Annotated in this window: 4 protein-coding genes and 1 pseudogene; 2 read left to right on the top strand and 3 right to left on the bottom strand. The window is 38.3% G+C overall.

Annotation, left to right across the window (positions count from 1 at the left end; genetic code table 11):
- Window positions 1-821, bottom strand: an 821-nt coding sequence (locus tag SORDD24_RS02520) for a DUF4352 domain-containing protein (RefSeq protein WP_061407875.1), incomplete at its 3' end; no start/stop codon positions are given.
- Between the two features lie 385 nt (window positions 822-1,206).
- Between SORDD24_RS02520 and SORDD24_RS02515 the strand changes: the two genes are divergently transcribed.
- Window positions 1,207-2,925, top strand: coding sequence for a phospho-sugar mutase (locus SORDD24_RS02515; RefSeq protein WP_061407146.1), 1,719 nt, complete (start codon window positions 1,207-1,209; stop codon window positions 2,923-2,925).
- 110 nt (window positions 2,926-3,035) lie between these two features.
- On the top strand, window positions 3,036-3,383 hold the full coding sequence (locus SORDD24_RS02510; protein ID WP_061407144.1) for a DUF6568 family protein: 348 nt from the start codon (window positions 3,036-3,038) through the stop codon (window positions 3,381-3,383).
- A 32-nt stretch (window positions 3,384-3,415) separates the two neighbouring features.
- Here SORDD24_RS02510 and SORDD24_RS02505 read toward each other — a convergent pair.
- Both SORDD24_RS02505 and SORDD24_RS02500 read right to left on the bottom strand, forming a co-directional pair.
- Window positions 3,416-6,578: pseudogene (locus SORDD24_RS02505) on the bottom strand (DEAD/DEAH box helicase family protein).
- Window positions 6,575-8,136: Eco57I restriction-modification methylase domain-containing protein (locus SORDD24_RS02500; protein ID WP_231082662.1), on the bottom strand; the 1,562-nt coding region annotated here is incomplete at its 5' end. The gene SORDD24_RS02500 and the pseudogene SORDD24_RS02505, both read right to left, overlap by 4 nt.

Genomic DNA, 8,136 nt, shown 5'->3' with positions numbered 1-8,136 from the left:
GTTTTAACTTTGTAATCAATTTTTGCTCGTTTAGAGTTTGCTTTGATATACGCCTCAGCAAATGTACGAAGCTCTGCGTCTGATGGTTTGTAGTTGTAGAAACCTTTTCCGAATGATTCTACAAATTTCTTGATGAACTCTTCTCTATCAGCCTTCACATCGTTTGTAAATTCAGCATCACCATCAGAAGATTTTTTATCATCAGCAAGTGATACGACTTGAGCCTTGTTATCAGATGTGCTTAGGTTTGTTCCGCCACCTGAGCTTTCTCCATTAAGGTAAACGGCATCGACATATTTTTTCATTACTTCTTTAGCTTCATCAATGTGATCCTCGTATTTGCTTGGATCAACTTTGATAGCTACGTCGTTATTCTTTTTAGAGTCCTCTTTGATATCTTCGTAGAAGCTAGGTGCAAAATGAAGCTCATATTTAGCATCTTTGTCTACTTCATAAACAACATAACCAGCTACACTCTTACCTTTAGAGATGCTATCTCCATAAGACATGAATTTAGTCTTACTGTCACTCTCATAGATTTGAATTGGTTCTACTTTTTCATCTTTTTCATTGTAAAGGGTGATATCGCGGCTAGTGAAACTGAACTTTTTATCACGGTTGTTTTTGATTTCAACCTGAAGAGCAAGGTAGCTTGAAGATGAATCTTCATCTTTAGGCAATACAAACATCCCATCTTTAACAGATACTTCAAAGTTGGAGTTTGAGGCAGTACCGTTGTCGCTTGCCTTCTTTGTTGATCCACAAGCAACAAGTGCTAAAGCTGATACCAGCAAAGCAGAATGCTTAAGAATTTTTTTCATAATAGAATATCTCCTTCTATTATTTACTATATTCTACCATAGCGATAATAAAATTCAAAATAGAAACCGAACCTTTTAAAAAAACTAAAAATTATAGAATAATAGCTTAAATTTTTCCAAAAAATTATTTTAAGTATAGAAGCATCGTCTTAGAGAATCAATAGGAAGTCACGTTTTTTCTTTGAAAACTTTTTCTATATATTTTTCTAAATTTATTAGGAATTCAATTTGAAACCGTTTGGTTTTAAACTCTTGTTTATCCTTTTTTAGGGGAATGAAAAAAGCTCGATACGAGTAATAGCGACTATGCTAACGTTTTACTAAAATCCTAAATCATGGTATAATGAATCCGATTAAAACAATTTACAATAAAAGGAGACGCTCAATGACTTACCAAGAAAACTATCAAAAATGGCTTGATTTTGCTGAACTTCCAGACTACCTTCGTCAAGATTTGGAAAACATGGACGAAAAGACAAAGGAAGACGCCTTCTATACCAATCTTGAATTTGGTACTGCTGGTATGCGTGGATTGATTGGTGCTGGTACTAACCGTATCAATATCTATGTTGTCCGTCAAGCAACTGAAGGTTTGGCTCGTTTGATTGAGTCAAAAGGTGGAAATGAAAAAGAGCGAGGTGTGGCAATTGCCTACGATAGCCGTCACTTCTCACCAGAGTTTGCCTTTGAATCTGCTGCAGTTCTAGCAAAACACGGTATCAAATCTTATGTTTTTGAAAGCCTTCGTCCAACTCCAGAACTCTCATTTGCAGTTCGTCACCTCAACTGCTTTGCGGGTATCATGATTACTGCTAGCCACAACCCAGCTCCGTTCAATGGATACAAGGTTTACGGTGAAGATGGTGGACAGATGCCTCCACATGATGCGGATGCTTTGACAACTTACATCCGTGCTATCGAAAATCCATTTGCTGTGGAAGTTGCCGATGTAGAAGCTGAAAAAGCTTCTGGTTTGATTGAAGTCATAGGTGATGCTATTGACACTGAGTACCTCAAAGAAGTTAAAGATGTCAACATCAACCCAGCTTTGATTGAAGAATTCGGTAAAGACATGAAGATTGTCTACACACCACTTCATGGTACTGGTGAAATGTTGGCTCGTCGTGCTCTTGCCCAAGCAGGATTTGACTCTGTTCAAGTCGTTGAAGCGCAAGCAACGGCTGACCCTGACTTCTCAACTGTGAAATCTCCAAACCCAGAAAGCCAAGCAGCCTTTGCCCTTGCTGAAGAACTCGGACGCAAAGTTGGTGCAGATGTTCTTGTTGCAACTGACCCGGACGCTGACCGTGTTGGAGTTGAAGTTCTTCAAAAAGATGGCAGCTACCTCAACCTCTCAGGTAACCAAATCGGTGCAATCATGGCTAAATACATCTTGGAAGCTCACAAAAACGCTGGAACTCTTCCTGAAAATGCAGCCCTCTGCAAATCAATCGTATCAACTGACTTGGTAACGAAGATTGCTGAAAGCTACGGCGCAACTATGTTCAACGTCTTGACTGGTTTCAAATTTATCGCTGAAAAAATTCAAGAATTTGAAGAAAAACACAATCACACTTACATGATGGGATTTGAAGAAAGCTTCGGTTACTTGATTAAACCATTCGTACGTGATAAAGACGCCATCCAAGCCGTTCTTGTCGTTGCTGAACTTGCTGCCTACTATCGTTCACGTGGTTTAACACTTGCTGACGGTATCGAAGAAATCTACAAAGAGTACGGTTACTATGCTGAAAAGACTATCTCTGTAACTCTTTCAGGTGTAGACGGTGCTGAACAAATCAAAGCCATCATGGCTAAATTCCGTGACAATGGTCCCAAAGAATTTAACGCTACAACAATTACTGTTGTAGAAGACTTCAAAGCACAAACTTCTACTGCTGCTGACGGTACTGTAACAGCCTTGACGACTCCTCCAAGTGATGTATTGAAATACACTCTTGCGGATGGTTCTTGGATCGCAGTTCGCCCTTCTGGTACAGAACCAAAAATCAAGTTCTACATTGCCGTTGTGGATGAAAGCAACGAAGATTCACAAACCAAGATTGCCAATATCGAAGCAGAAATCAATGCCTTTGTAAAATAAGCAAGCTAAAAGATGAGATAAACCAATCTCATCTTTTTTTCGTATCAAATTCAAGCAATTTTAGAAACTTTGTGGCATACTAGTTTTATCAAAAAAAGAGAGGTATTCTTATGAATCAGTTTTTAGAAGATATTAAAGACCTTGAAGTGACTACAGTTTCACGCGCCCAAGAAGCACTCGATAAGAAAGAAACTGCAACCTTCTTCATCGGTCGCAAAACTTGCCCTTACTGCCGTAAATTTGCTGGTACATTAGCAGGTGTCGTAGCTGAAACCAAAGCTCACATCTACTTCATCAATAGCGAAGAACCTAGCCAACTCAATGCTTTGCAAGATTTCCGTTCACGCTATGGTATCCCAACTGTTCCGGGATTCATTCATGTTGCTGATGGCCAAATCAATGTCCGTTGCGACTCTTCCATGTCAGCACAAGAAATCAAAGAATTTGCAGGATTGTAAAAAACAACAAAAGAAGGCTCTCGCCTTCTTTTTTAATTATATTCAAAATATCTATTCACCAATTCCTGAATTCTACCTTCTTTGGCAGCTGGAATGGTATCTTCTAAAACAAAGTTCCTTCTACTGATATCTTGAGAGAGATTTCCAAAGATAAAATTAGTCGAAATGTTATAGATAATCTCTGAAGGCGCAAATCCATAAACTTGATTTTCTAGGATATGTTTTAAGCGTTCCTCAGGATTTGGAAAGGATTCTTTCAAGCCATTGCTGTTATATAGCCGCTTAACAAGCTCTGCAATATAAAGGCCTGACTTCATGTACAAATCAATGAATGTCTTAGACGGATCATCAAAGATTCCTGGATTTTCTTTTTCAAGGTCATCCACCATTCTCTTCACCACACGTTTAGGAGTGAAAATCTGATTGGTTTTCTGTGGTGGAATATAGTCGAAAATATCTTCTTTTTGATCTTTAAAATAATCTGCCAACTCCTCTTTCTTGCGAAGAAATTCTTGGATGGCTTCATCAAATGTTGCTCGATCAAAGAGATGTCCTGCAAAATCCTGCCCACCATCTCTCAAATAACGAAATTGTTCAATCGTAATACCAGTCACTTCAAAGAAGACATGCTCAGGAACAAAGGTGTCAAAATTATCAAGTGTTAGAGATTGATCACCGTAGGCCATGATGAAACTTGGAATTGTTCGTGCAAATCCTCGAAGATGGTCCCGAATCTCATCTTGGGCTGATTGTTTCAACTGTTCCACCCGTTTTATCTCAACCTGTTCAATAAACTTCTCGGGCATTTTTTCCACTTCTTTTTTAAGTGTTTGTTCTAGTTTTTCTTTATGAATGAGATTATTTTCTTCTAAACGTTTTTCAAGAACTTCTTGAATCTTATCTTTTTGTTCTTTATCATTTTCTTCCTTGAGCTGTTGTTGCAACTCTTCCTTGATATGAGCTTCAGAAATTTTACGTTCTATCTCATTTTTTCGAACTTCGTTCTCAAATGTTGCTACAATTTGTTTCTTGATCTGGTCTGTTTCCCGAGTTTTCAGATCATATCCAACCTTCAATTCCTCTACAATTACTGAAGAAACGGTCTTACTCAAGTCATTGACCAGCTGTTTTTGAGTTCTTTCCTCATCTTTTGTGACTAACTCAGCAACAGACTCACCAAGCCCATAAACTTTTTCACCAAAAAGTCGTGTTTGTTGATTGACCACGATTTCATGGTCAACCACTGCATTGCCCTCATCATCCACTGTAACACCTGAAAAGTCTAGTAGATCCGATGATGTTTGTAACTTGCCTTCCTTTTCAACTGGTAGTTCATTTAAGATGTCTAGAACGGTTTGACTGGCTTGGAAAATGCCGCTGATATTATCAAATAAGAGATTAGACATAAACCCACGTTTGAGGACTTCCCTAGCTTTTATTTGACGCGGTATAGTCAGAACTGCCTTAGCATCAATTTCAACCATCTTACCTGCACGGTCTTCTGCTATGACAGGGAAGAAATTTAAGAGTTCTCTGATGTTCTCTTCACGAGTTGCGGAAGTTCCACCACCTCCTGCAGTCGCAAGTGATAAGTTGTTCGCAAACTCATCAAAGAGAATCAGGGTTCTTTCTGGCGCAAAGTCAAATACATAGGCTCTTTCTTTGCGGAAGTGATTTCCTTTGTTATCGCTCCATGAGTAAGGGTTTTGTGCACGGAAGGCAGCTTGCATATAAATGGCAGGTGATTTTAAGTTTGATAACATCAATACGCCTGTCCATTCAGGGATCGTCACACCTGTCGTCAATTGACCGACGGATAGGGTAATGGTTTTGTCATTCTCTGCTATCGCTTTTCTAACCAAGTCTAGGGATTTGAGTTTAACCTTATCATCTTCCTCAGACATACGCCCGTCACCAGCAGCTAACACAATCTCATAGTTTTCATAGATGGGATGTTCCTCTAGCAGTGCTTTTAAGGCTTTTGCTGAGGCTACACGTTCTAAGAGCCAAAAAGTATGCTTGAGTTCGTTCCGAAGCTCTTTGGTTGAAAATGGATATTTCTCATTGCTTGATAGAGTATCTAACCAATTTCTGACATCTTGCTCATGGATAAATTTCCCTTTATCATCTGTAGCGAAAAATTCACTCAAGTCAAAAGCATAGTCGATGTTCTCTCCATCAAGTTGAGCACCTTTTTCTAACTCCTCACCAATCATCTGAGACATTTGATAGGTAAAGAGATTTAACTGAGGCAAGCTCTCATATGGATTTTCCTCTTCTTGATCAGGTGACCAAGTTGTTTTAGCTGCCTGCTCATCTGCATAAGACCAGTTGTAGATTTGCTCCTCGGTAAATTCTCCCTTAGCTAATGCCTTAAATGGAGTTCCTGATAGATGCAAGGTAAAGTTTCGACGGATCTTATTAAAAGCCTGATCTGTCTTGAAGGTAGCAACTCCTTCGTGTGCTTCATCTATAACCAACAAGTCCCAATGTAGATCAGTGACCCATTTGAGTTTATTGTGCTCTCCACCAAGATAAGCAGAGCCTTTCAAGTCTTGGAGACTGATAAAAGCAAGTTGTCTTACATCGTCATCTAAAATGCCAACAAATTCTTTTCGTGACAAGGTTGGCCGATTTTTAAGACTGTCTGTTTCTGAAACAAACTTATAAGTCGTTTGACCAGCTATGAATTTTTCAAAATCATCGTACCATGAGTTAGCTATTGCAGGTCTGTTGGTTACGATTAGGACATTGACAGCATCCATTCGACGAGCTAGGTCATAGGTAGATAAGGTTTTACCAAAAGGTATAGTCCTGTCCTTGACCAGGCTGATAACCAGACAAATCATGCTGAACAAACTTATCAAAAAGATTTTTAGATTTTTCAGGAGTTCCATTAAAGTAAAACCATTCCGTCTTAGGGCGACGTTCCACATCATGAAAAGAAAGGAAATGGTGGAAATCATGGTCCTTAAAAGTCTTTCCCTTATCAGGTTCTTCCGTATAGGCGGCATCCCCAGTCCATAAGACATCTGTATCTATATGAGCAGTATGTGTTTGTTCTTTAATCCGTTGCGTGACATCACGCTCCGTATAACCAATCTTAATCCATCCCTCATTACTGGTTACCGTAGGAGTGGTGTAGGCATAGATTTTAGGATGAATCTCTTTAGAAGTTTTAATTTCTACCATCAATCCATCTCCCTTACATGAGTCTCAATAAAAGCAATTTCTTCAGGAGAAAGGTCATATTTTTGATAGAGCTGGCGGTCAATATCAGCCACTGATTGTGTCCAATCAATGTCCGAATTGACCGTAAAGTCTTGGAGTGGGACATATTTCCATGTTCCTTTTTTATTATCTTGTGTAATTTTTAGTACACCTAACAAAGTCCTAGCAAATTTAGATTTTATATACTTAAATAATGAATCTGCTTCATCCAATGTTTCTAATTCACCAATAGAAATAAAGGTCTGTGTGTGACCCACGAGTGGGGTACCCACGAGTGGGGTCGATAGGACTTCGCCAATCGCCCCACTGCCATTTGCTTTTGGCAGTATCACCTTATATTTATCCAAATTCCCAGGTCCTTTGATATATTTCTTTGGAACAAATTTTATTACACGTTCATTATTTAACCTACCTATTAACTGAATTGATTCACATTCTGGTTTATCATCCGTAAAAATTTCAGGCAACTTTTCAAAAATATTTGTTGTCACATCAAATTTATGACCCTTACTTAACCTGTTTACGAAATTAGGAAAATCACTGTGTAGGGCTTCTGTTAATTTATAACTTTCTGGTGCAAAAACATAGTCACTTAAAGATTTGAAATCATTTCTATGATAGACTTTTTTATAAATTGAATTCAGTTCATCAAAAGCGGTATATGTTTCAATCGCTCCAAAAACTCTATCATTATCATGGTAACTAATCGTCACTCCACCTTTAATATCTGTACCAGGAAAAACTTTTGAAGAATCTTGGACATAATACATGACTTTGAAATGTTCATTCAACAGCATTTTTTCATTCCATGATTTTGGTGTTTTCCCAGCCTTAAATAAAAACCTTGCAGGTGTTATCAATACTGATTTTCTACTAATTTTGTAAGATTCATCCATGAAATGATGATATATTGGTTTATCACTTGTTCCTTGTAATTCCTCCTGATAAGGCGGATTTCCTATCACGACATCAAATTTCATTTCACTTTCCTCACTAGATAGGCGCTCAAAACCTATCATTCTATTCTTTTTCCAGTCTTTGATTTGGGTTTTAGATTCTTCTATTTCTTGGACTTCTAGCTCATCTGAAAACAAGCTTAGCTGTTGAGATTGTTCTTGTCTAGCTGAGTAAGGACTGATTTTTTTCAATCCATCCATCTGAAAGACATTGTAGGAGATAATAGTCGCAATTTCTTTCTTTTGCTCTAAGGTCGGTTGATTTCCAGTTTTTTCAAGATAGTAGTCCTCAAATGTTGCTAAAAGATTTTCACGCGCCAAAAGTAGGGAATCTCCTTGATACTCATAGCCATAGGAAGCACGATAGGCTTTTTTTACGAGTTCATAGAAGGTAGCTTCATCTGAGACCTCACGACTAATGCGCTGCAATTTTCTATCAACAAAACCAACTCGCTCAGATAATGGAATTTCCTCGCCAGTTACTGTATCATAGCGAGTAACCATATAAGGTGCTTCACCACAGGTAATTTCTAGCCAGAGTAATTGGATATAATCTTCAAGATCCA

The organism is Streptococcus oralis (assembly GCF_001579175.1).
Taxonomy (GTDB): domain Bacteria; phylum Bacillota; class Bacilli; order Lactobacillales; family Streptococcaceae; genus Streptococcus; species Streptococcus oralis_O.
Note: the sequence above shows the minus strand (reverse complement) of the source record. Positions and strands in the feature narration are given on the sequence as shown.

Coding starts and splice junctions, on each gene's coding strand:
- SORDD24_RS02515 (WP_061407146.1), top strand. CDS start 1,207: ATGACTTACCAAGAAAACTATCAAAAATGGCTTGATTTTGCTGAACTT.
- SORDD24_RS02510 (WP_061407144.1), top strand. CDS start 3,036: ATGAATCAGTTTTTAGAAGATATTAAAGACCTTGAAGTGACTACAGTT.